Below are 21,546 nucleotides of genomic sequence, written 5' to 3'. Positions count from 1 at the left end.
CGGCTGCTTTTCCAGCGCTGGAGAGCGCCGGGCGCGCACTTTCGGAGCAGTGCTCGTTCGCGCTCGATACGCGCTTGAAAAGCCCTCACGGCTGCCGCAGTATGATGGGATGGAAGACGCAATCCACCCCTTCGATCGATGAGCGAACGCGAACACCACTCCGACCCGGGCAAGGGCGACGGGCTGGCGCTTCAGGAGGCCAGGCCCAAGGTCCGCAAGCCGCCGCTTTACAAGGTCGTGATCCTCAACGACGACTACACGCCGATGGAATTCGTGGTGGAGGTGCTGCAGCGCTTTTTCAGCCTGTCGCGGGACAAGGCCACGAGCATCATGCTGCACGTCCACACCCGTGGTCGCGGCGTGGCGGGCGTGTACACCTACGAGATTGCCGAGACCAAGGTGGTCATGGTCAACGACTACGCACGCGAACATGACCATCCACTGCAGTGCACCCTGGAAGAGACCGGTGAATGAAGCTTCTCGCGGAATCATCGGTCTGCTTCGGGGTCTTATTGATTCGACATATTTAGTTCTGCCGCACGCGCAAGGTTGCCCAGATGTTCAGCAAGGAACTTGAACTTTCCATTTCGCAGGCCTACCACACGGCCCGCAGCAAGCGCCACGAGTTCCTGACCGTGGAGCACCTGCTGCTCGCGCTGCTCGACAACGAGTCGGCGCGGGAGGTGCTGCTGGCCTGCGGCGTCGATATCCAGTTGCTCGGCCACGAGCTCGACCAGGTGCTCGACGAGTCCGTGCCCGTGCTCTCGGAGGGCGACCAGCGCGATACGCAGCCGACCATCGGGTTTCAGCGCGTGTTGCAGCGCGCGCTCTATCACGTGCAGTCGGCCGAGAAGAAGGAAGTGCTCGGCGCCAATGTGCTGGTGGCGATCTTCAGCGAGAAGGACTCGCACGCGGTCTATCTCCTGGGCAAGCAGGACCTGGCGCGACTGGACGTGGTGAATTATCTGTCGCACGGCATCGCCAAGACCGACGAGACCGGCCCGCAGGCGGGCTCGGAAGCGGCGCAAGGGGCCGAACCCGGTGCGGAAGAGGAGAAATCCGCGCTGGCCAGCTATGCGACCAACCTGAACGAGCGCGCCAAGGCCGACAAGATCGATCCGCTGATCGGTCGGGCCCTGGAAGTCGAGCGCACGATCCAGATCCTGTGTCGTCGGCGCAAGAACAACCCGCTCTACGTCGGCGAATCCGGCGTGGGCAAGACGGCGCTGGCCGAAGGCCTGGCGCTGCGCATCGTGCGCGAGGAAGTGCCGGAAGTGCTGCACGACGCCGAGATCTGGGCGCTGGACCTCGGCGCGCTTCTGGCCGGCACCAAGTACCGGGGCGATTTCGAGAAGCGCCTCAAGGCGGTGCTGGCCGAGCTCAAGGCGCGCGAGAAGGCGGTACTGTTCATCGACGAGATCCACACCATCATCGGTGCCGGTGCGGCCTCGGGCGGCGTGATGGACGCCTCCAACCTGATCAAGCCGGTGCTGGCCAACGGCGAGTTGCGCTGCATCGGCTCGACCACCTTCGAGGAATACCGCGGCGTGTTCGAGAAGGACAGGGCGCTGGCCCGCCGTTTCCAGAAGATCGATATCGTCGAACCCTCGGTGGGCGAGACCATCGAGATTCTCGGCGGGCTCAAGCACCGCTTCGAGGAGCACCATGGCGTGAGCTACACGCCCGAAGCCCTGGAGGCGGCGGCAACGCTGTCGGCGCGTCATATCAACGACCGGCACCTGCCCGACAAGGCCATCGACGTGATCGACGAGGCGGGCGCGCGCGAGCGGCTCAAGCCCGAAGACGAGCGTGCCGAGCGGATCGGCGTGACCGAGATCGAGGAAGTGATCGCCAAGATGGCCCGCATCCCGCCGCGTCAGGTCTCGCGTTCGGACCGCGATGCCCTCAAGACCCTGGAACGCGACCTCAAGATGGTCGTGTTCGGGCAGGACGAGGCGATCGCGACCCTGTCGTCGGCGATCAAGATGTCGCGCTCGGGCCTGGCCGACGTCGACCGTCCGATCGGCAGCTTCCTGTTTGCCGGCCCGACCGGCGTGGGCAAGACCGAGGTCACGCGCCAGCTGGCCATGACCATGGGCATCGAACTGATCCGCTTCGACATGTCCGAGTACATGGAGGCGCACACGGTTTCACGCCTGGTCGGCGCGCCGCCGGGCTACGTCGGCTTCGATCGCGGCGGCTTGCTCACCGAAGCAGTCACCCAGACGCCGCATGCGGTGCTGCTGCTCGACGAGATCGAGAAGGCGCACCCCGACGTCTACAACCTGCTGCTGCAGATCATGGACCACGGCAAGCTCACCGACGCCAACGGCCGCACGGCGGATTTTCGCAACGTGATCATGGTGATGACCACCAATGCCGGCGCCGAGTTGATGAGCCGCCGCGGGATCGGCTTCATGCCGTCCGACAACACGACCGACGGCATGGAGGCCATCCGCAAGCAGTTCACCCCCGAGTTCCGCAACCGCCTGGATGCGATCATCCAGTTCCACTCCCTGCCGATGGAGGTGGTCTTGCAGGTGGTCGACAAGTTCCTGATGGAAATGGAAAACCAGCTCGCCGACAAGGGCGTGACCATCGAGGTCAGTTCCGAGGCGCGCGCCTGGCTGGCCGAGCACGGCTTCGACGAGAAGATGGGTGCGCGGCCGATGAAGCGCATCATCCAGGACCACATCAAGCGGCCACTGGCCGACGAACTGCTGTTCGGCGACCTGGCCGAAGGCGGGGAGGTCGAAGTCACCGTCCGCGAGGACGGCAGCGGCCTGGAGCTCGTCTGCCGCAGCAACTCCGCGGCGGCGGCCCCGATCGCGGACTAGGGGGCGGCTTTACTTCATGCGGTAGGTGATGCGGCCCTTGCTGAGATCGTAGGGCGTCATCTCGACCTTGACGCGGTCGCCGGTGAGGATGCGGATGTAGTGCTTGCGCATGCGCCCGGAGATGTGGGCGGTGATGACGTGTCCGTTGTCGAGCTCGACCCGGAACATCGTATTGGGCAGGGTTTCGAGAACCTTGCCTTCCATTTCGATATGTTCGTCTTTTGCCATAATCCCTGTACGAAGTATTAAAACCGCGTTATTTTGACACTTTCTGAGCCAGACGCAAGCGCAAAGCCCGAAATTCGACGCCGACGGGCAAATCATCGAAAAAGTGGGCGAGAGGGGTTGACAGGAAATTCTGTCCGGCTAAAATTCTCGTCTTTCGCGGGAATAGCTCAGTTGGTAGAGCACAACCTTGCCAAGGTTGGGGTCGCCGGTTCGAGTCCGGTTTCCCGCTCCAAATTCCGAGAAGGCCCGGGTAGCGCCCGGGCCTTTTTCGTCAGGGTGCTCCCGCCGCTGTAACAGGCGGATAGTTGGGGTACAATCTGACCCGCATCCGGCCAGGTGGCAGAGTGGTGATGCAGCGGCCTGCAAAGCCGTGTACCTCGGTTCGATTCCGGGCCTGGCCTCCAAGAACTTGATAGACCAAAGAGCCGGCGTTTCGCCGGCTCTTTGCGTATCGGCTCTTACAGTTCCGCTATCGCTTTGGCGCGGCGCATGACCTCACCGTCACCGTGATGCTTGCGCCAGCGGTCGGGGAGGCTGTCGATCAGCGCAGCCAGCTCCCTTTGATCGACCTCGTTTCCGTGCTCCACCTGGTGGCGGATTTCCGCGAGGGTGGCCGGTAGAAACCCGTTTTCGGCGGCGCTCGAGCGCAGTGCCGCGGCGAATTCCGGATCAGTGGAATCCTTGATCGACAGGAGAAACTGGGCCCTTGGAACGCCCTCGAAAGCCGCCTGCTTGAGCCAGAAGTGGTTGGCCGGGGTGCTTTGTGCGACGTTATCTCCGCAACGGAAGCGCTCGGCAAGGTCGAGTTGCGCCCGGATGATGCCCGCGTATGCGGCCTGATAGGTGACCTCGACCAGTGCGGCCGGATTGTCCGGGTCGACTTCTTCGTCCATGAAATCCAGCGTCCAGGCGGCCTGGTACGCGGCCAGCACGTCCTCGTCCCAGTTCCGGACATCCTCTCGCAGCTGGCGCCGTGTCATGCTGTCGAAGGCCCTTTCCTTGGCACCGTCGAGCTGGAATCTGATCTGCTGGACGATGTAGAAGGGCGCGCCTTCCGGGGGCTCGCCGACCCAGTCGAAATCCCAACGCGAAAAGGCGCGCAGGGCGGCTTCGTCGAACACGCCTTCCGGGTCGGCGAACTGGATATGGGGCTGTTCGATCTCTCCTTCCTCGTTGAGCCAGGCGCCGATCAGCACCTCCCCCATGGCGCCCGAACGGGCGGCCTCCCTGGGGTAGCTGGGGGCTTCACGCTCGACGGTCAGGCGTTTGCCCTCCAACAGGGTTTCGAGCCGGTGTTGTTCCGCCTCGCGGGCATTGACGTCGTTCACTTCGCAGCCTCCGCAGAATCGGGGCGTGAAGCGAGCCAGCAACTCGTCCCTGGCATAGCTATTGCGCCAGTCGGGCAAGCGCTGTCGAAACTCGTCTCTTTCGGCCTCGTCAAGCGCTTCGGAGATGATGGGAGCGGCCTGCTCGGCCGCATCGAAGCCGGCTTCGGACGCCAGTGTGATCCAGAGGGCGCCTTCAACAACATCGGCAGGCCCTCCCTCTGCGTTCGCCAGCATGGCGCCCAGGTTGAACTGGGCTTCGACCCGGCCGGCTTCGGCCATGCGGCGGAAAGCGGTTCGCGCCGCCTCCAGTTCACCGGCCGCGTGCGCCTCCACGGTTTCGTCGAAGGACACCGGTTGCCTCGCCTCGAGTGCGCCTGCGCAAAGGCAGGCCAGAATCGCCATCACGATTCGATTCATTGTCGTCTCCGTTCTTGTTGAATCAAGCCCTTTCCCGGTTACAACCTAGCGAGCGGCGGGGAGCGGGTCAAGTTCGGGAGACGAAAACCGGCCCGATTCAGACCTTCGGTTTCATGGCGTCCTTCTTGCGGCCGGATTGCCCCGCGGCCAGGGCGATGTTGGCCGAGCGCATGATCAGGGCCGTCAGGCCGAGCAGCAGCACGATCATCAGGGCGGCCAGCCAGCGTTGATAGGACTCGGCCCGGTAGACCCCGCCCGAGCCGACGCTCTCCATGCGCTGGGGCGGGTAGGGCAGGCCGAACTGGGTCGCCAGGCCGCGAATGCCGGAGAAGTTGATGACCGGAACGCCTTCCTGCAGGAAGTGCCCCATGACGGACGGCACCCGGAAAGCGGCCGACGGCGCCTTGCGGATGAGCCCGCTGCCGAAGTAGTGGTCGATACTCTCGGGGCCGGTGGTGGCCGTTCCGCCGCCGACGTTGACCAGCGCGGCGATCGGCTGCCCGTCGGCGCCCTGGTTGTAGATGCGGATGCGTTCGGCGACCGCGGCATCGTAGCTGTCGGGAACCATCAGTTCGATGCCGGCCCGATCCGCGGCGCTGCGGATGAGCTGCAGGCCGCGCTCGTTAAGGCCGATGCCCCGGTCTTCGATGCCGCCCAGTGTGGCTGCCCGGGCCTGCATGTCGATCAGCTCGGCATTGCGCAACTCCCGCGAGATATCCATCCAGGCGAAGCCGGGCACATTGGCGCCCCATTGCGACGCCGATCCCGACACGATGGCGATGGGCGTCACGTCCATGGATTCGAGTGCGGCGTAGACCGAGAGGTTGAGCGCGGGGAAGGAGCCGGAAACCGCCACCGCCACGTGATCGCCGGGTTCGACGCCGGCTTCGGCAAGCAGCCGGATGACGACCGCGGCCCAGTTGGGGTTGATCGTCGCCTGCTTGGCTTCGAGGTGACCGCTGTTGCTGGTGATGGGCGAGGAGGCAACGCCGATGAGCCCGGAGCGCAGCGGATCGACGTCCGGGTTGATCGGCTCGATCCGGCCCCGGATGGGCCGCAGGGTCTCGATGCTTTGCTGGACCAGGCGAGAGGCGTCGAGCATTTCGTCGTAGTAGTCGGAGGCCTCTTCGCGCGTGAAAGTCTCCACCACGATCAGCGCGGCAATCGCCGCCAGGGCGAGCAGAAGCAGCGCGCTCGTGGGAATGTCGGACGGACGCCAGTAGAGTTTCTGACCACGCGGCATCATTCGAACACCTCCTGGAGAACCGTCGTGATGTCGGCGCGGTTGAGCGCCTGCTCCGCCTCGTAGGTCATCAGGACATCGGGCATGATCAGTACCAGGATCAGGCGCACGAGAACGGCCGAGACGATCAGCCCCACCAGGGTCTTGACCACGCCCTGCCGCTCGAACCAGATGGCGATCAGCCCCGGGATGATGTAGCCGATCACGCTCAATTCGAAGTAGCTGAAGTGCATCGCGCTGCCCGCGGTGCCCGGTGCGCCGGCGGTTTCGGGCGCCGGAAAGCTGAGAACGCCGCCCATCGCCATGTCCATCAGCGATCCGGAGAGGTAGCCGAAGAGGATCATCAGCGCGGTCTTCCGCCGGCCGTAGACGACCATGAAGCTCGACAGGGTCCGCACCGCGATATAGGTCACGTAGGCGGCCAGCAGGGTCATCGCCACGCTCCAGGGCTGCAGCAGTTTCAGCGCCACGTAGCCGGGCACGACCAGGCCGCCGGCGGCGAGTCCGAAGACCTCCACCAGCAGCAGGGTGACGAGCAGGCCGATGCCGATCGACACCGCCAGCAGGTTGAGCAGGATCATAGGGGTTGGCTCCGTGTTGCCCGGTTGTTGAACTGCCTGGCGAGTTCGGCGCCGCCGCCGTGAACGTTGCACATGCCCACGATCAGCGCGGCGCCTTCGGTGTGTTCCAGCACGGTTTCGAACAGTTCGTGCTGGTCGAGTCCCTCGGCCACGGTCATGCGGCTGGGTGCCAGTCCGGCCCGAACCGCGGCCCTGGCGAACAGCAACGTACCCGTGCCCATCAGCACGTAGTGGTCGGCCGGCGTCCAGCGGCCCGCGACCTCGGCGAGCTGCTGCGAGCGCTGAGGCCGGTCGAAGCGGCAGTTCACCACGGCCAACTTGAAGCGGTCCTGGCCGTAGTGATCGACCACTTTCTCCCAGATGAGCTCGGTGGAATCGGGGTCGTTGGCGGCAAAGGCGTTGACGAAAATGATGTCGCGGCCGAAGAAATCCACGCTCTGAACGCGGGTGGCCCCCACCTCGGGTTCGAGCTGCTGCATGCCCCGCAGGGCCGCCGCCCGCTCGACACCCAGCGCCCGACAGACGTTCAGGGCCAGGGCGACGTTTTCGGCGTGTTCGGCGTAGCGAAACGCCGCCATCTCCTCGTCGGATACGGCGGCCACGTCCTCTGCAGAGGTGGCGTGCAATTGGCTGCCGCGATCCTCGGCGGCCATCTGGAAGGTGTCGAGGTATTCCCGCTCGGCCGTGAACAGGTGGGCGCCGTACGGCACCGTGCCGGCCAGGGCGAGCGCGACGTCCGGCGCGCCCGGCCCCATGACGTCGAGGTGGTCTGCGCGGGCGTTGGTGATCACGCCGTGCGTGGAGCGGACCATCTGGCGTTCGGTCAGGGCCTGGAAGTGCGGCTGCAGGGCCATGCATTCCATGACCAGGACATCGGGCCGAAATCCGACAACCCGCCGCATGACGCGCATCTGCTCGATGATGTTGGGCTGGTTGGGGCGGTGCAGGGGGTAGTCCTCACCGTCGGGCCCCGTAACTGCTGCGAACGAGCCGGTGGTTTTCGAGCAGACTCGCTTCCCGCCCGCGCGGAGCCCTGCAGCGATCAGTCGAACGACGCTGGTCTTGCCGCGCGTACCGTTCACGTGGACGCGGACGGGGAGCCGCCGGAGCACCCAGCGGTGAACGAGTGTCTCCGTGATGCCCAGGGCGATCAGCGCGATCAGAATGCAGGCGAGCGTGATGATGGCGAAGGCGTTGCTGATGGCGGCCATTCCCGTCGTCGGTTCCGGGGCATGTTACCGGCACTCGCCTGACTTTGTAAGACCGCTCCCGGGTATTCGCCTCTGCTAACATTCAGCGCATGCCCGGATGGCGAAATTGGTAGACGCAAGGGACTTAAAATCCCTCGGTGGCAACACCGTGCCGGTTCGAGCCCGGCTCCGGGCACCATTTCCATCCCGCACCATCGCGTTTGCAGCGAGCGCTGCAAAGTTTCGGATATGCTTCACATTTTCGCGACAGTTTCTTGACCGCGCGTCGACAGGCCGGGGGTAAAAACGAGCTGCACTCACAGACAGAGGGTTCCCCCCGATGAACAAGCTCGTAATGATTGTTGGACTGGCCGCGACCTTTGCGGCTTCTACTGTACTCGCGGACGCCCGCGTAAGAGTCGTTCATGCTGCGCCCTTCGCGGACAGCCTCGAAGGAACGGCGGTGACGGTTACGGCGAACGGCGATACCCTGCTCGAGGACTTCCGTTTCGGCGACTTCACCGACTACGTCGAGCTTCCGGCCGGCAGCTACGACCTGGCGGTGTTCCCCGCGGGCTCGGAAGATCCTGCGATGGAGGCCTCGGTGGACCTGACGGACGGCGTCGACTACACCGTCCTTGCCACCGGCAACGGCAGCACGCAGGATCTGGCGTTGTGGCCGCTGGTCGACGACGCGATGGCGCCGGGCGACGGCAACCTGAACATCCGCGTCGTCCACGCCGCCCCGTTTGCCGCTAGCTCGGAAGCGACCGAAGTGTCCATCCGCACGGCCGGCGGCGATGTCGTCAACGGTCTGGTCGGCGTGCCGTACTTCGCCGAGAGCGGCTACTTCGCGATCCCGGCCGGCAACTACGACCTGAAGGTCGCTTCCAACGACGGCACGGTCAACTACATCGATCCGCTTCCCGTGGATCTTCCGGCCGGGCTGGACGTGACGGTCATCGCGATCGGCGACGGTATCAACCAGCCGCTGGGCATTCTCGCCCTGCCGGTCGGCCTGCTCGAGACCCGCACGCCGGTCGACAACAGCGTCAACGGCTGGTGGACTTCGGCCAATGCCGCGGAGGAAGGCCTGGCCCTGCTGCCGATTCCGGCCCGCAATCAGCTCGTCGGTTCGGTCTACACCTACGCGCCCGACGGTTCCGGAGAACAGGCCTGGTTCACGCTCGACTCCGGTGAAGGCGGGTTCGACGGCCGCGAGGCGATGGGTACGCTCTACACTGCCAGCGGCGCGACCCTGGCCGGCGACGACAGCGCCAACGTCGAAGAAGCCGGCACCTTCGGCATCGAGTTCCTGTCGTGCTCCGAGGCGGTCTTCACCGCGATGCTCGACGGCGGTGCGGAAGCCACCTGGACCCTCGAGCGCCTGGTGGACACGGTCGGCTGCAACCTGAGCGATCAGGCGCAGTAATTCAATGACGCAGTAGTTCAATCGAACGCCCCAGGGCGATCACGGGCCCCGTCCGCACGCGCGGTCGGGGCCTTTTTCGTCGCGCGGCTTTCAGGTCGTGTCGCCGCCTCACCGATCCTCGGGCGCCTCGTCATCCGACTCGCTCCCGGATGCTTCCGGCCGCTCGTCATCCACGGCGTGGTTCGCCTGGTAGACCTCGCTGAGCTTGTAGTTGTTGTAGACGAAGCGAACGATCACCGTCCCGGCGGCGGCTGCGGGCAGGGCGAGCAGGACGCCTGCGAAGCCGAACAATTGCCCGCCGGCCATCACCGCGAAGATGACGAGTACCGGGTGCAGGCCGATGCGGTCGCCGACCAGCTTTGGCGTGAGCACGAAGCTCTCGATCAGCTGGCCGACGACGAAAACGACGCCCACCGAAAGCAGGAAGAAGAAGCTGAAATCCTGGATCACGGCCGTGGTACCGGCCAGCAACACCCCGATGATCGCGCCGAGGTAGGGCACGAAACTGACGAGCCCGGAGATCATCCCGATGGCGATGGCGTTGTTCAGGCCCACGATCCACAGCCCGATCGCGTACACCAGGCCCAGGCTGACCATGACCATCAACTGGCCGCGCAGAAAGCCTCCCAGGGCTTCGTCGCAATCCTCCAGCAGTTTGACCGCCGTGGGTTCGATGTTGCGCGGCAGGATGTCGCGGAGCGTGTCCATCAGCAGGCGCCAGTCGCGCAGCAGGTAGAAGGTGACCAGCGGCACCAGGATCATCGAGCTGATCCAGACCAGGAATCGGCCGCCCGACTGGGTCATGACGCTGAGCACGTTGCCGGCCGCCCCGGCGATGTTGGAAAAATACTCCTGGATCAGATTGCGCGCGCGTTCGACGTCGAAGGACTGCAGGTTGAGTTCGATTCCGAGCTGCGCCTCGATCCACGGCAGGACGTTCTTCTGTAAGGCGTCCAGGTAGCCGGGCAGGCGGCCCAGGAAGTCCGCGACTTCCCGCACCAGCACGGGTATGACGATCAGCAGCACGATCACGATGAGCACGAAGGCCACTGCGAAGACCAGCGACACGGCGAGATCGCGCCGCATCCGATGATCCTCGAGCCAGCCCACGATCGGGTTGACGATGTAGGCGATCAATACGCTGATGAAAAACGGCGTCAGCACGGGGCCGAGCAGCCAGAGCAACCAGCCGGCAATCAGCAGGCTGGCCAGTATCCATCCGATCTGGTAGCGGCTCAGCCGCGGGAACGGCACGTGCTCACGTTCGCTCATGGAGGGTTCCCTCTGTCCTCGAGATTGGCGAATACTGGCAGGGCGGGGCGGGGCTTGCAACTGCCGAAGGTCACAGTGGGGTCGGCCGCGCCGGTATAATCGAGCGGGTCAGCGGGCTTGCCGGCGCAAGCCCGAACGAATCACCGCAAAGGCAGGCTGTTTTCCCCAATGTCCATCGATATCAACGTCAACTCCGAGATCGGTCCGCTGCGGACCGTCGTCGTACACACCCCGGGGCAGGAGATCGAGAACATGACGCCGCAAACGGCGGCCGAAGTGCTCTACGACGACATCCTGAACCTGGAGCTGGCCACCGGCGAGCACCGCCAGCTCAAGGGCGTGCTCGAAAAAGTCTGCCGCACCATCGAGCTGCACGACCTGCTGGTGGAGGTGCTGGAGGACGGACGGGTCTGCGAGGCGCTCGTGCAGGCCCTGTGCGACCTGTTCGACTCGCCGGAGGTGCGCGACGAACTGCTCGCCCTGCCGGCCGAGGACCTGGCGCGCCAGGTCGTCGAGGGGACGCCCAAGAAGGCGATCAGCCTCGAGAAGTACCTGAGTCCCTCGCGCTACGCCATTCCGCCGCTGCCCAATACCTTCTTCACCCGCGACGCGACGATGTGCGTCAACGACCGCATCATCATCGGATCGATGGCCTACCGGGCGCGCATGGCCGAAGCCCTGCTGCTCAAGGCGGTATTCCGGTACCACCCGGATATCCACTCCTCCGGTTTCTACTTCGACGGCACCGACAACCGCAACTCGGAGGTGACCATCGAAGGGGGTGACCTGCTGGTGATTCGCGAGGACCTGGCGGTCATCGGTTACAGCGAGCGCACGTCGGTTGCCGGCATCGATCAGTTGATGCGCTCCATCGCCGCGCAGGGGCCGATCAGCAATTTCATCGTCGTCGAGATTCCCAAGACGCGTGCGACGATTCACCTCGACATGATCTTTACCATGGTCGACCACGACAAGTGTGTGGTCTTCCCGCCGCTGATCACCGGCCCCAATCGCTCGCGCGCCTTCCATTGCGCCTTCAACGGCGGGCCGGACGCGAAGATCACCGAGCATCGCGACGTGCTGTCCGCGCTGTCTTCGCTTGGTATCGATCTTGCCCCCATCAATTGCGGCGGCGAGCAGGAATTCCACCAGGAGCGCGAGCAGTGGGCCAGCGGCGCGAACTTCTTCGCTTTCGGCCCGGGCCAGATCCTGGGCTACCGGCACAACCGCTATACGGTCGAGGCGCTGGACAAGGCCGGCTTCAGCGTGGTCGACGCCCCGGAACTGATCGATGCAGGTCGAACGATCGGGCGCGACGAGCGCGTGGTCGTGACCATCGGCGGCGCGGAACTGTCGCGCGGCGGCGGCGGCTGCCGTTGCATGACCATGCCGGTGGCAAGGGATCCACTCTCGTCCTGAGTGCCCGGCGCTTGATCCCGGTCAACGTGCCGTGATCTCCGCCATGCCAATCTGAGACTGCAGGGGCGGCCGGGGAGCCGAGGGAAGCCATCGGGAGGGCAGGATGACGAAGGCAGTGTGCAGGAAAGGAAGGCGTCAGGTCCTGGCGGCGGGGCTGGGTGCGTTGTTGACCTGGACCGGACTGGTCCTGTGGGCCGCTGCAGAGCAACCCGATTCCCCGCCATCGCCGCAAGCCGATCCCTCGCGCGCTTGCTTGATGTGCCACGGCGAAAATGCCCCTCTGCCTGCCGCGGGCATCGTTCACTCGAGCCACGCCGTCCTGTTCGGCGAAAGCGGGCAGGGTTGTACGGCCTGTCACGGCTCCAGCCGGGAGCACCTGGGCCTGGCCGAGGACGGCACGCGACCGCCGCCGGATCATTCCTTCGGCCCCGATGATCCGAGCGCCGGAATCAATGCGACCTGCTCGACCTGTCACGCCGGACAAGTGGCGCCCCATTGGCAGGGCAGCGTGCACGAGTTCGAGGAACTGGCCTGCACGGACTGCCACAACGCGCACGATGCGGCCGGTGATCCGGCGCTCGATCCCGCGCGGCAGGCGGGCGTCTGCTTCGAGTGCCACCAGCGCGAACGCGCGGAGTTCATGCGGCCGAGTCGACACCCAGTGGCCTCCGGCGGATTCGCGTCGGATGCCGGCCTGCTTTCCTGCAGCGACTGTCACGATGCGCACGGCAGCGCGACCGTCGCCGAGCTCAATCGGATGACGCTCAACGAAACCTGTTACGAGTGCCACGCACAGTTGCGGGGGCCGTTCCTCTGGGAGCATGCACCCGTGCGCGAAGACTGCAGCACCTGCCACCTGCCGCACGGCGCCATCCACGACGCCTTGCTGCGCCAGAGACCGCCCCAGCTTTGCCAGCAGTGCCATCTGGCCCAGTATCATCCGAGCACGGTTCGCAGCGGCACCGGTCTGCCGCCGCTGGGCGCTGACCCGAACCTGCTCGGACAGAGCTGCATGAACTGCCATACGGCGGTCCACGGCTCCAACCATCCGTCCTCGCCGGGCTTCACGCGATAGGAGGCGGCCATGAGGACCCCGCTCGCCGCAGTCTTCGTCATCGCCACGGCCCTGGTGGCAATGACAGCGCCCAGCCGGGCCGCCGGGATGCAGTTGTTCGGAAGCATCGACCTGGGCCTGGCCTGGCTCGACGAGGACGCCGAGCGCTTCGGGCGTTTCTCCGGCCTGGACGAGGCCGGCATGTCGCCGCTGGTGGACATTCGCCTGGAACGCCCCCGGCAGGGCTCGGACGACTGGTACCTGCGTCTTGAGGGATCGCGTCTCGGCCTGCCGTCGCGCCGGCTGGACTTCCTCGCCGAGCGTTCCGGCCGGCAGGCCTTGTCGTTGAGTTGGCGGGAGATGCCCGGCTGGAGCCTGTCGGGTGGCGCCACGCCTTTCATGGCCGGTCCGGGTGGGCGCCTGTCATTGCCGGGCAACTGGCAGGGCCTGGAAACCACGGCCGGGCTGGCCGCGAGTGATGCGGAATTGCACCCGGTCGAAATCCGGTCGCGGCGAAAGCGGCTCGATCTGGGCTATTGGCAGCGTTTCCGCGATCGCTGGCGCGTGGAGGTCGAGGCGAGCGAAGAGCGACGCGACGGCAATCGCCTGATCGGCGCCATTTTCGGCTATACCGGCGGCAACCCGCGGGGCATGCTCCTTCCCGCCGTGGTCGACGACAGCACCCGGCGCCTCGAGAGCCGGCTGACCTATGCCGACCCGGCCGGTCACCAGTACGGCGTGGCCTGGTCGGGATCGTTCTACCGCAACGACCGTCGGTCGATCGAGTTCGATAACGCCTTCGCCCGGCATCCGCAGTGGCCGCCTGCGGCGGGCTATCCGGAGGGCGTCGGGCGCATCGCCGACTACCCGGACAACAGCGCCCACCAGCTTCGGGCATTCGGGACCTGGACGCTGGGCGACCGAACTCGACTGGGCGCGGACCTGGCCTATGGTCTGATGCGGCAGGACGACCTGTTGCTTCCCTACACGGCCAACGAGCAGCTGCAGGTCGACGAGCCGCTTCCCGTGACCCGGCTCGACGCGGAAATGCGTACGACCGTGGCCAACCTGCGCCTCGTGACGCAAGCGAGCGACCGACTCAACCTGGTCGTCGCCTACCGCTACGACGATCGCGACAACCGTACGCCCTCGCTACCCTGGCGGATCGTCAGCGCCGATTCCCAGGGCCAGCGCGCGGTCGAGGACACCCGGATCAACCTGCCGTACAGCCTGCGCCGCCAGAAGCTGGAAATCGACGGCCGCTGGCGCCTGGACGGTTACCAGCGGTTGGTGGGCGGTGTCGCCTTCGAGCGGGAGGATCGGGACGATTTCGCGGAAGTGGCGCAACTGGACGAGTGGGGCGGTGAGATCGGCTGGCGTGGTCGTGTCGGCTCGAAGATGCGTCTGCGCCTGGACGCCGAGCGATCGACTCGCCGATTCGACGAGTACGTCGGTCGGGCACCGTTTCGCGCCGGACGCCTGCCGGGCACGGTCGAGCCGGAGGATTTCGAGAATCACCCCGAGCTGCGCAAGTACAACGTCGCCGATCGCGACCGGACGGGCATCGGACTGCGACTGGATGCGCAGCCGACCGCGCGGCTGAATCTTGGCCTGGGCGGTCGCTACCATCGCGACGACTACGACGACGAGCGGTTCGGGCTCGAACGATCCGAAGTGCGCACGGTATCGGCCGATTTCGGTTGGCAGCTCTCTCGGGCGGTGACGGTCAGCGGCCTCTATGCCAGCGACCGATACCGGGCCGACCAGTCGGGTCGCGACTGGCCGGGCTTTGCGCCGCAACTGGCTTTCGATCCCGCGAGGAATTGGTGGGCCAGCCACGACGACCGGGTCGAGACGGCGAGCGTGTCGCTGGCCTGGCGGGATGCGGATTTCGCGCGGCGCCTGATGGCCTCGTTGGGCCTAAACGGTGGTGTGGATCTCGGAGCGGACTTCGTGTACGTCAGCGCCCGCGGCGATATCGACGTCCGGGCGGCCGAGGGACTGAACGTCGAGCCCCTGCCGGAGACGCTCAGCCGCCGGCGAAGCTGGGCCGCGTGGGCCAGCTACTCGGCGCCGTCGGGCTGGCGCGTGCAATTGCGAGTCGAGCACGAGCGTTTCCGTTCGCGCGACTACGCCTTCGAGGACGTGGCCATCGACAGCGTGGCCAACCTGCTCCTGCTGGGACGGGCGGCCCCGGACTACTCGGTGACCGCCGTCCTGGCGACCCTGGGTTACCGCTTCTGATTCAGTTGCCGTTTTCGGCCAGCGATCCGACGCGATACTGCTCTGCCATCTGCCAGGCACGCTCGGAATGGTCGCGTCCGTACCCCTTCGTGCGCATTCCCTCGGTCGCCTCGGTGCCGCACCAGGGCTCCAGGACTTCCGGCGGGGTAGGGTGCTGATCGATGTAGGCGGTGAAGTCGTAGACATGACCCTCGATGGCCATCCAGCAGTCCTCGAGCCGGTCGTGTTCGGCGACTTCGGCCAGGGTGAACGTGGACTTCGTTTCCTGGCCATCGCCGGCTTCGGCGGCTGGCGTCAGGGCGTCGAGTGCGACGACGGTCAGGACGCAAGCCCAGAATGCGACGAAGATGGTGTAGACGGCCTGTTTCATAGCAGTTCGAACTCCTCTGTGTGGATCCTCGATGCCGCAATGCCGGCGGCTGCGGCATGCTGCTGGACGAGAGCGTTGAGCGGCTCGGGTCCGCAGATGTAGACGCTTCGCCGGCTGATGTCGGGACAGGCCTCGTCCAGGTAGCTGCCCGACAGCGGTCCCTCGCGATAGAAGTAGTGGATATTGAGCCGGAACCCTTCCAGCTGGTCGGCCAGGTTTTGCAGTTCGGTCGCGAAGATCTCGCGGGCGGGGTCCTGGACGCAGAAGATCATGCACACGTCGGCGGTCTCACCCCGACGCTGCAGATGCCGCATTCTCGCCAGGAAGGGCGTCACGCCGATACCGCCGGCCACCCATAGCTCGGGTTCCGGAACACGATCGGGCGTGACGAAGAACCGTCCGTAAGGACCTTCGACGCGCGCGGTCGTTCCCGGTCGGATCGTCTGCGTGGCGCGGCTGGCATCACCCAGCGACTTGATCGCCACGCGAAGCTGCCTTTCGTCTGGCGAGGAGGACAGGGTATAGGGGTGTTCCTCGCCTCGTCCCGCTGCCAGTGAAGCGTCTTCGAGGGTGAGATAGATGAAATTGCCCGCCTCGTGCCGAAGTTTGCGGCCGTGAGGTTCCAGGCTCAGTTCGACTACGTTGTTGGCGACGGCGGTGACCTCGCTGACCGTGTAAGCCAGGCGGCCGATTCGACGGGAGAAAACAAAGCGCCAGCCGACCGCGCCCACGGCGAGTAGAGCCAGCGCTGACCACAGGGCGATGTCGAGCCAGGTCGGCAGCCCCCGGGACAGCCAGAAATCGTGAACCAGCGCCAGCGCGACGGCCGGACCGGCCAGCCGGTGGATCTTCTTCCAGCGCTCGTAGCGGGGGCGGCCGAAGAACGAGAAGCTCGGCGCCAGGAAGATCATCATCAGCACCAGCGCTGCCCAGCCGCTCCAGCTGGCCAGGTCCGAGAGCGGCGGGAGCAGGGTGGCGGCGGCCGAATCGATGCTGGCGCCGGCCGCCGAGAACGCCAGGAGGACAGGGTGCAGGAGCAGCAGGATGAGGGACCATGCGCCGAGCAGGTGGTGGGTTCGCCACAGCCGCGTCAGTCCGCCGAAGGGGCGGTCGAAGCCCGGGACGCGGGCGCTGAGGATCGCGGCCATCAGCAGCATCGACAGGCCGGCCACGCCCGTGAGGCGGCCAGTCGAATTCAGTACAGCGCTCGTCGAAGCGATCGCACTTGCGTCCAGGTGCGCCAGGAAAATCACCGAAGGCAGCAAGGCGGCAAGCCAGACCAGGCGATGGGCGGTTCTTGCCGACATGCTCGCTCCCTCCCGATGACGAAACAGCATCAATTTACCAGACTCTCATCGCCGGGATGGGATCAAGGGCGCCCCGGCAGGTGCGTGACCAGCTCGCTACGGATCAACAAGCATCAATAGCTTATGCGGATGATCTGACCTGATTTCTCGTCGGTGAGCACGTACAGGGCGCCGTCCGGACCCACCCGCACGTCGCGCAGCCGATGTTCCAGCTCCAGGCCCAGCGGCGCGTCGCCGACAACCTCGCCGTTTTCTATCGCCACGCGCCGTACGGTCTTCTCGACCAGGCTGGCGACGAGCAGGTCGCCCTGCCACTCGGAAAACAGCGAGCCGTGGTATTGGCCCATTCCGGCGGGTGCGATCGAAGGCGTCCAGCCGTGCACGGGATCGATCATGCCGGGACGGGTGGTGTATGGCGTGACCCGTGCGCCGGAGTAGTCCACGCCCTGCGTGACGACCGGCCAGCCGTAGTTGTTTCCGGCCCGGATCAGATTGAGCTCGTCGCCACCGCGCGGGCCGTGTTCGTGCGACCAGATGTGGCCGGTGCCGGGTTCGACCACGAGACCCTGAGGATTGCGATGACCCAGGGAGAAGATCTCCGGGAGCGCGTCTTCGCGACTGCGGAATGGATTGTCGGCAGGCACGCTGCCGTCGTCGTGGATGCGGATGATCTTGCCCAGGTGACTGTCGAGGCGCTGGGCGTGTTCGCGGTAGTCGAAGCCGTCACCAACGCTGACCAGAAGCGTGCCGTCGGGGAGAAAGGCCATCCGGCCGCCGTAGTGTACGGGCGTGTCCTTGAAGGGCTGCGCCGTGAACAGGACCTCGTTGGCGGTCCAGGCGCCTTCCTCCAGGCGTCCACGCACCACGCGCGTGGCATTGGCTTGGGCGGTGCCGTGCGCCAGCGTCATGTAGATCCAGCCGTTTTCGGCGTAATCGGGATGCAGGGCCAGGCCCATGAGACCGCCCTGGCTGTCGGCGTAGACTTCCGGCGTGCCGGCCACGGGCGCCTCGACGAGCCGCCCGTTGGCAGCGATCACCCGCAACCGGCCGGGTCGCTCCGTCACCAGTGCCCGGCCGTCGGGCAGGAAGACCATCGACCAGGGATGCTCGAGTCCGTCGACGTGGGTTTCGACAGCCAGGGGCTGCGCGCGAAGGGTGCAGCACATCAGGATCAGGCTGAACAGCACGGCAATCCGGGCCATTGGGGGCTCCATCAACCAGGCAGTGACTTCGAAGATAGCAGACTCGGGCTTCGGGGCTGGTAATCTGTTCGCTCGACGCAGCGCGGAGTACCTCGCATGAAGGTATTGAGATGGTTCCTGGCCTGGGTGACGGCGGTGTTCGTCACCGCCTCGATCGGCAGCGTGATCCAGACCCAGATCAACCTCGCCCGGATAACGGGCCTCGGCGTCGATGTGAGCGTGGCGGAGCGGCTGGTGACGACCGGGCAGGACCTGCTCGGCTTCGCGCCGCTGTGGGGCGTCATCGTCGCCGCCGGACTGCTGGTGGCCCTGCTGGTCGCGAGCGGGCTGGCGCGTCGCTGGCCGATATGGTCGGTTTCGCTGCACGTGCTTGCCGGTTTTTTCGCGCCGCTGGTGGCCTTGCTCGTGATGGACGCGATGCTGCCCGTGACCGTGGTAGCCGCAGCGAGAACCTGGGGCGGGCTGATGATGATGAGCCTGCCGGGTGCATTCGGCGGCTGGCTCTACGTGGTCCTGCTTCAGCGGCAGAAGGGCCAGACCTTCCACCAGGCCGCGCAGCGAAACTCCTCTTCGCAGGCGGGCAGCTGACGGGCGTAGCGGTCGGCTCTTTCGGCCACCTGGCGTGCGGTCTGCCGTACTTTTGGCTTGCCGCGCCAACTCCCCCGCTCATAGCCGGTGCGGCCCTCGTGATAGGCCAGGTAGAGCTCGTAGGCGTCGTTGCGGGCAATGCCGAGACGCCGATGGCTGGTGTAGTTGTACCAGCCGATGAAATCCAGCGCGTCGGCCATGTCGGCGCGGCTGGTGAGCCAGCCCGAACGGCCCGTCATCTCGAGGTATTCCTGCCAGGCCGGATCCTGCGCCTGGGCGTATCCGTGGGCGGAAGACGGGCGCCGCCAGGGGATGAACCCGAGCAGTTTCGTGCGTTCGGGCCGAACTCGGGCCCGGAAGGACGACTCGCGCTGGACGATGGCCATCTGGACGGAGATCGGAATACCCCAGCGCCTCTCGCTGGTGTAGGCGTGGTCGTACCAGCCCGGTTCCTGTTCGAATATCTCGCACAGGTTGTCCTGGCGTTTCGGCGGCGTCGATGCGCATCCGAAGAGCAGGCACGCCAGGGCCAAGGTCACGAGGATTCGGCTTGTCGATCGCATGAACCGGATTCTACCCCGGTCGAGCGTGTTCGTTTCGCGAGCGGGCAGGCGCCCTTTGGCCCGGCGGACGACGGCGAGCACTTGCTCGATAAGCTACTCTAGTCGCTAATTTTGAACGGGTGGACGGAATGCTCTGGCAGGCACTCAGCGCAGCACGCGATATCGGTCGAATGCAGGACATCGCCTCGGTCCTCATCCGATACGGCTTCGGCGACGTCGTTCAGCGCATCGGCATGGCCGGTGCATTGCAGCGGGCCGGCAAGGTGTTGCATTGGAAGGAGGGCGAGGAGCTGGCCAGGCTGAGGCCCCCGGAACGCGTCCGCCGGGTACTCGAGGAACTGGGCCCGACCTTTGTCAAGCTCGGCCAGGTGCTGGCCACCCGTGTCGACTTGTTCGGCCCGGAATGGCTGGCGGAGTTCGGCAAGCTCCAGGACCATGCGCCCGCAGTCGATTGGGAAGAGATCGAGGCCCAGTTGACCGAGGATCTGGGGGCGCCACCCGAAGAGATGTTCGAACGGGTCGAGCGCGAACCGCTGGCGGCCGCCTCCCTGGCGCAGGTGCACCGCGCCTGGCTGGAGGACGGCACGGCCGTGGCGCTGAAGGTGCGCCGGCCGGGCATCAAGTCCGTCATCGAGGCCGACCTGCGGCTGCTTCGGCGCCTCGCTGAGATCCTCGAGTCCGAGGCGAGCGAGCTCCGCCACTACCGTCCCCGGATGCTCGTGCGGCACTTCGCCCGCTCCCTGAGGCTCGAGCTGGATTTCATGGCCGAGTGCCGGAATGCCGAGCGCATCGCCGACTCCCTTGAGCCCGATTCGGGCATCGTGATTCCCGATATCTTCTGGGAGTGGAGCTGCGAACGTCTCAATGTACAGGCTTGCCTGGACGGCATCCCGGGACGCGACCTGGAATCGGTCGATGCCGCCGGGCTCGATCGACACGAGATCGCGCTGCGGGGCACGCGCGCGATCCTGCTGATGATCCTGGAGGAAGGGTTCTTCCATGCCGACCCGCATCCCGGGAATATCCTCTACCTGCCCGGCAATCGCATCGGCCTGCTCGACTTCGGCATGGTGGGGCGGCTGTCCGAGCAGAGGCGGCATGAGGTGGCGGAGTTGCTGCACGGCCTGGTCTCGCGCGATGCCGAGAGCGCCGCGAATATTCTGATCGAGTGGAGCGAAGACGACAAGGTCGACGAGGAGAAGCTGCGTGAAGACGTCGACGAGTTCATCGACCACTACCACGGCGTGCCGCTTCAGCAGCTCGACCTGTCCAGCATGATTGGCGACATTACCGCCGTGCTGCGCCAGCATCAGCTGGTGCTGCCGGCTGACCTGGTGTTGATGCTCAAGGCCTTCATCACGCTCGAGGGAATGGGGCGGCGCCTGGACCCGAATTTCGACATGGCCGGGGAAGCGGCGCCGATCATCGAGGAAGTGTTGCGCCGTCACTACGCGCCGATCAACCTGGCGCGGCGAATGCGCAAGAGCGTGGCGCAGACCCTGCGTCTGCTCGGCGACCTGCCGGCCGATCTGAGCCGCTTGCTGCGCAACGCCAGCAAGGGCCGGATCGAGGTACACGTCGACATCCGCGCGCTCAAGGAGGTCAGCAACCAGCTCGATCAGGCCGCCAGCCGGCTCACTCTGGGCATCGTCACGGCCGCGCTGATCATCGGCTCGGCCATCGTCATGAACGTACAGGGGGACAAGCAGGCGTTCGGCCTGCCGCTGTTCGGCTTTCTCGGCTTCGTCGGCGCGGCAATCGGCGGCGTGTGGTTGCTGGTGTCGATCTGGCGCAGCGGAAAGGACTAGCGAATTCGCGGAATTGACGGCCTCCGGCGGGTCGGCTAACGTGCAGCTTGTTACTGCCGCCGGCGAGGGGACCTGTCATGAATCCCGAGAAGATCGTTTTCGCGTTTTTCATTCTTCTGGCATTGACGCTCAACTTCGGGTTCTTCATCGGCGAGATCGACAACCCGGATCATCACAATGCCTACGAGTTGTTCGCGGCTATCGTGGTGAGCCTGATCGCGACCGTGATGAAGCTGGGCGAGCGGACCCACATCGGCGCGGTGCTGCTGGCCTCCAGCCTGGTCGCCGACCTCCAGCTGTTGGCTGCCGCCGTGGTCTGGGGCGTGGCCGTGCACGTCACCGAAGCGGGTCTCACGCCTGCGGTCATGGCCTCGGTAGTTTCGCTGTCAGGTGGCGCGCTGCTGGCGAACGTCGTCTCCATGGTCGTGGTGCTGATCGAGACGAGTCGCTTTCGGCGTTGAGT

Annotated in this window: 19 protein-coding genes and 3 tRNA genes; 12 read left to right on the top strand and 10 right to left on the bottom strand. The window is 65.7% G+C overall.

The features are described from left to right. Positions 1–138 precede the first annotated feature (138 nt). Both clpS and clpA read left to right on the top strand, forming a co-directional pair. Complete coding sequence (clpS, locus tag DZC52_RS02225) at positions 139–474, top strand: ATP-dependent Clp protease adapter ClpS (RefSeq protein WP_116649484.1); 336 nt, start codon at positions 139–141, stop codon at positions 472–474. Positions 475–557: 83 nt separating this feature from the next. Next, entirely contained in the window at positions 558–2,837 is a 2,280-nt protein-coding gene (gene clpA, locus DZC52_RS02220) for an ATP-dependent Clp protease ATP-binding subunit ClpA (protein WP_116649483.1), read from the top strand. 9 nt (positions 2,838–2,846) lie between these two features. Here the strand turns inward: clpA and infA are convergent, their stop codons facing one another. Further along, positions 2,847–3,065, bottom strand: a complete 219-nt coding sequence (gene infA / locus DZC52_RS02215; RefSeq protein WP_116649482.1) for a translation initiation factor IF-1 — start codon at positions 3,063–3,065, stop codon at positions 2,847–2,849. Positions 3,066–3,221: 156 nt separating this feature from the next. Here infA and DZC52_RS02210 point away from each other — a divergent pair. Both DZC52_RS02210 and DZC52_RS02205 read left to right on the top strand, forming a co-directional pair. Then, positions 3,222–3,297: transfer RNA gene (locus tag DZC52_RS02210), tRNA-Gly, on the top strand. A 98-nt stretch (positions 3,298–3,395) separates the two neighbouring features. Continuing rightward, positions 3,396–3,469 (top strand) — tRNA-Cys (locus DZC52_RS02205). A gap of 54 nt (positions 3,470–3,523) precedes the next feature. Here the strand turns inward: DZC52_RS02205 and DZC52_RS02200 are convergent. The 4 genes from DZC52_RS02200 to pgsB all read right to left on the bottom strand — a co-directional run bounded on the left by DZC52_RS02200 (position 3,524) and on the right by pgsB (position 7,845). After that, on the bottom strand, positions 3,524–4,810 hold the full coding sequence (locus tag DZC52_RS02200; RefSeq protein ID WP_116649481.1) for a TonB family protein: 1,287 nt from the start codon (positions 4,808–4,810) through the stop codon (positions 3,524–3,526). 97 nt (positions 4,811–4,907) lie between these two features. Continuing rightward, positions 4,908–6,056, bottom strand: a complete 1,149-nt coding sequence (gene pgsW, locus DZC52_RS02195) for a poly-gamma-glutamate system protein (RefSeq protein WP_220338243.1) — start codon at positions 6,054–6,056, stop codon at positions 4,908–4,910. Further along, positions 6,053–6,634 carry a poly-gamma-glutamate biosynthesis protein PgsC gene (gene pgsC, locus DZC52_RS02190; protein WP_116649480.1) on the bottom strand — a complete coding sequence of 194 codons (582 nt, stop codon included), beginning with the start codon at positions 6,632–6,634 and terminating at the stop codon, positions 6,053–6,055. Before pgsC ends, pgsW begins: the two co-directional genes overlap by 4 nt. Next, complete coding sequence (gene pgsB, locus DZC52_RS02185) at positions 6,631–7,845, bottom strand: poly-gamma-glutamate synthase PgsB (protein WP_116649479.1); 1,215 nt, start codon at positions 7,843–7,845, stop codon at positions 6,631–6,633. Before pgsB ends, pgsC begins: the two co-directional genes overlap by 4 nt. 91 nt (positions 7,846–7,936) lie before the next feature. Here pgsB and DZC52_RS02180 point away from each other — a divergent pair. Further along, positions 7,937–8,023: transfer RNA gene (locus DZC52_RS02180), tRNA-Leu, on the top strand. Between the two features lie 141 nt (positions 8,024–8,164). Further along, positions 8,165–9,256, top strand: a complete 1,092-nt coding sequence (locus tag DZC52_RS02175) for a DUF4397 domain-containing protein (protein WP_116649478.1) — start codon at positions 8,165–8,167, stop codon at positions 9,254–9,256. Between the two features lie 108 nt (positions 9,257–9,364). On the opposite strand, the gene DZC52_RS02170 is transcribed toward DZC52_RS02175, so the two are convergent. Then, the gene (locus DZC52_RS02170; RefSeq protein WP_116649477.1) at positions 9,365–10,528 is read right to left on the bottom strand and encodes an AI-2E family transporter; all 1,164 of its coding nucleotides are present in this window, start codon (positions 10,526–10,528) and stop codon (positions 9,365–9,367) included. 168 nt (positions 10,529–10,696) lie between these two features. Here DZC52_RS02170 and DZC52_RS02165 point away from each other — a divergent pair, with 168 nt between their 5' ends. The 3 genes from DZC52_RS02165 (at position 10,697) to DZC52_RS02155 (ending at position 15,245) form a co-directional block, all read left to right on the top strand. Beyond that, positions 10,697–11,947 (top strand): arginine deiminase, encoded by a 1,251-nt coding sequence (locus DZC52_RS02165; protein WP_116649476.1) that lies wholly within the window; start codon positions 10,697–10,699, stop codon positions 11,945–11,947. Between the two features lie 103 nt (positions 11,948–12,050). After that, positions 12,051–13,022 carry a DmsE family decaheme c-type cytochrome gene (locus DZC52_RS02160; RefSeq protein WP_116649475.1) on the top strand — a complete coding sequence of 324 codons (972 nt, stop codon included), beginning with the start codon at positions 12,051–12,053 and terminating at the stop codon, positions 13,020–13,022. A gap of 9 nt (positions 13,023–13,031) precedes the next feature. Beyond that, positions 13,032–15,245 (top strand): MtrB/PioB family decaheme-associated outer membrane protein, encoded by a 2,214-nt coding sequence (locus DZC52_RS02155; protein ID WP_116649474.1) that lies wholly within the window; start codon positions 13,032–13,034, stop codon positions 15,243–15,245. Between the two features lies 1 nt (position 15,246). Here the strand turns inward: DZC52_RS02155 and DZC52_RS02150 are convergent, their stop codons facing one another. The 3 genes from DZC52_RS02150 to DZC52_RS02140 all read right to left on the bottom strand — a co-directional run bounded on the left by DZC52_RS02150 (position 15,247) and on the right by DZC52_RS02140 (position 18,124). Continuing rightward, complete coding sequence (locus DZC52_RS02150; protein ID WP_116649473.1) at positions 15,247–15,615, bottom strand: cytochrome b5 domain-containing protein; 369 nt, start codon at positions 15,613–15,615, stop codon at positions 15,247–15,249. Next, on the bottom strand, positions 15,612–16,922 hold the full coding sequence (locus DZC52_RS02145) for a ferredoxin reductase family protein (protein ID WP_181918729.1): 1,311 nt from the start codon (positions 16,920–16,922) through the stop codon (positions 15,612–15,614). Before DZC52_RS02145 ends, DZC52_RS02150 begins: the two co-directional genes overlap by 4 nt. Positions 16,923–17,035: 113 nt before the next feature. After that, positions 17,036–18,124: a PQQ-dependent sugar dehydrogenase gene (locus DZC52_RS02140; RefSeq protein ID WP_116649471.1), complete on the bottom strand. Its 1,089-nt coding sequence runs from the start codon at positions 18,122–18,124 to the stop codon at positions 17,036–17,038. A 96-nt stretch (positions 18,125–18,220) separates the two neighbouring features. Between DZC52_RS02140 and DZC52_RS02135 the strand changes: the two genes are divergently transcribed. After that, positions 18,221–18,712 carry a hypothetical protein gene (locus DZC52_RS02135; protein WP_181918728.1) on the top strand — a complete coding sequence of 164 codons (492 nt, stop codon included), beginning with the start codon at positions 18,221–18,223 and terminating at the stop codon, positions 18,710–18,712. Here DZC52_RS02135 and DZC52_RS02130 read toward each other — a convergent pair. Then, positions 18,643–19,275: a transglycosylase SLT domain-containing protein gene (locus DZC52_RS02130; RefSeq protein ID WP_116649470.1), complete on the bottom strand. Its 633-nt coding sequence runs from the start codon at positions 19,273–19,275 to the stop codon at positions 18,643–18,645. The two genes, DZC52_RS02135 and DZC52_RS02130, sit on opposite strands and share 70 nt — an antisense overlap. 128 nt (positions 19,276–19,403) lie before the next feature. Between DZC52_RS02130 and DZC52_RS02125 the strand changes: the two genes are divergently transcribed. Both DZC52_RS02125 and DZC52_RS02120 read left to right on the top strand, forming a co-directional pair. After that, complete coding sequence (locus DZC52_RS02125; RefSeq protein ID WP_116649469.1) at positions 19,404–21,083, top strand: ABC1 kinase family protein; 1,680 nt, start codon at positions 19,404–19,406, stop codon at positions 21,081–21,083. A 77-nt stretch (positions 21,084–21,160) separates the two neighbouring features. Further along, a complete protein-coding gene (locus DZC52_RS02120) occupies positions 21,161–21,544 on the top strand; it encodes a DUF6394 family protein (RefSeq protein WP_116649468.1) in 384 nt (127 codons plus the stop codon). The last annotated feature ends 2 nt before the right edge of the window (positions 21,545–21,546 follow it).

The sequence above is a fragment of the Wenzhouxiangella sediminis genome (assembly GCF_003410055.1).
GTDB lineage: Bacteria > Pseudomonadota > Gammaproteobacteria > Xanthomonadales > Wenzhouxiangellaceae > Wenzhouxiangella > Wenzhouxiangella sediminis.
Note: the sequence above shows the minus strand (reverse complement) of the source record. Positions and strands in the feature narration are given on the sequence as shown.